The sequence below is a fragment of the Nocardia farcinica genome, from assembly GCF_029867845.1.
Classification (GTDB): domain Bacteria; phylum Actinomycetota; class Actinomycetes; order Mycobacteriales; family Mycobacteriaceae; genus Nocardia; species Nocardia farcinica_A.
In genome coordinates, this window is record NZ_JARWRU010000695.1 from 1 (window position 1) to 1,096 (window position 1,096).

Sequence of the window (1,096 nt, forward strand, 5' to 3'; positions counted from 1 at the left end):
CCGCCCCACCGTGCGCACCCCGCTCGACCTCGCCGCAGCCGCCCAGGCCCCCGCCCCGCGCCCGCCCAAGAGCGTGCTCGCCTACAGCGTCTCCACCGGCTCGCCCGGCCGCGGCCTGCCCGCCTACTGCGAGGACACCGACGAGCAGGAGGAGATCATCGACGAGGTCGTCACCCGCGTCCTCGCCTCGTTCCGGGAGAGCGCCACCGCCGCCGAGAAGCTCGAACTCCAGCGCGCCCGCCCGTCCATCCCCCGCGAGATCGACGGCGCCCTGCTGCTCGACGCCTCCGACGCGCTGCAGAAGTATGACCTCGACGAGGGCATCCGCTACCGCCTGCGCTCGCGCTTCTGGGAGAAGTACGACGAAGGCTGAGCTGGTCAGCCGCTGCCGACCGATCCGCCGCCGCGCGGGACGGGATAGGCGGCGACATCCATGATCACCGAGCCCTCGCACGGGCCGCTGTCGATATCGGTGCGCCAGGAACCGGTCAGCGTGCCGTTCTCCTGCGGCGTGTACGAGGCGACCGAGTGCGCGGGCGCCCACACCTTCGGCACGCCCTCGCCCTGGTAGCAGTCCCACTCCCAGTCGTAGGTGTGCACCCAGCTGGTCCCGTCCCAGGTGTAGCGCGCCGGTAGCGGCAGGGTCGGGTTGGCGGGCGGCGGCCCGGCGATCACCGTCGCCACGCAGGTTCCGTCCGCGCAGGTCGTCTCGAAGGTGTACGTGTCGGCGAAGTCCGGCTCGGGCTGCCGGGCGGCCAGGCTCGTCCCGGTCTTCGACGCGGCGAAGCGCTTGAGCGAGTAGTCGCCCGACCAGGACGGTTGCGCCTGGTCTGTGCCCGCGGGCACGGTCCCGGCCACCGATCCACACACGATCAACGCCACCACCAGTGACATGCGCATGACCAGATCGAACCACCCGGGTGACCCGCGCGCGTCGATCGCGGCGGCGTGTCGAGGTGAGCCACTAGATTGGTGGTTCCGCGCGGCTGTCGTCGTTCGACGAAGGAGCTGACCGATGAACGGCTTCACCCCCCGTCTCCCTCAGCGGCGGGGGGGCGGGCCCCCGCCGCCCCCCCCCGCCCCCCCCCCCCCCCCC

The 1,096-nt window shown here is 72.7% G+C and carries 1 protein-coding gene and 1 pseudogene; one reads left to right on the plus strand and one right to left on the minus strand.

The window, feature by feature from the left end; all coding sequences use genetic code 11:
* A pseudogene (locus tag QH283_RS15260) lies at nucleotides 1-373 on the plus strand (NYN domain-containing protein); the annotation flags it as partial.
* A 5-nt stretch (nucleotides 374-378) separates the two neighbouring features.
* Here the strand turns inward: QH283_RS15260 and QH283_RS15265 are convergent.
* Complete coding sequence (locus QH283_RS15265; protein WP_280503656.1) at nucleotides 379-900, minus strand: hypothetical protein; 522 nt, start codon at nucleotides 898-900, stop codon at nucleotides 379-381.
* Nucleotides 901-1,096: the final 196 nt, after the last annotated feature.

What these genes read in the sequence shown, in the direction of transcription:
- QH283_RS15265 (WP_280503656.1), bottom strand. Translation starts at nt 900, where the DNA reads ATGCGCATGTCACTGGTGGTGGCGTTGATCGTGTGTGGATCGGTGGCC.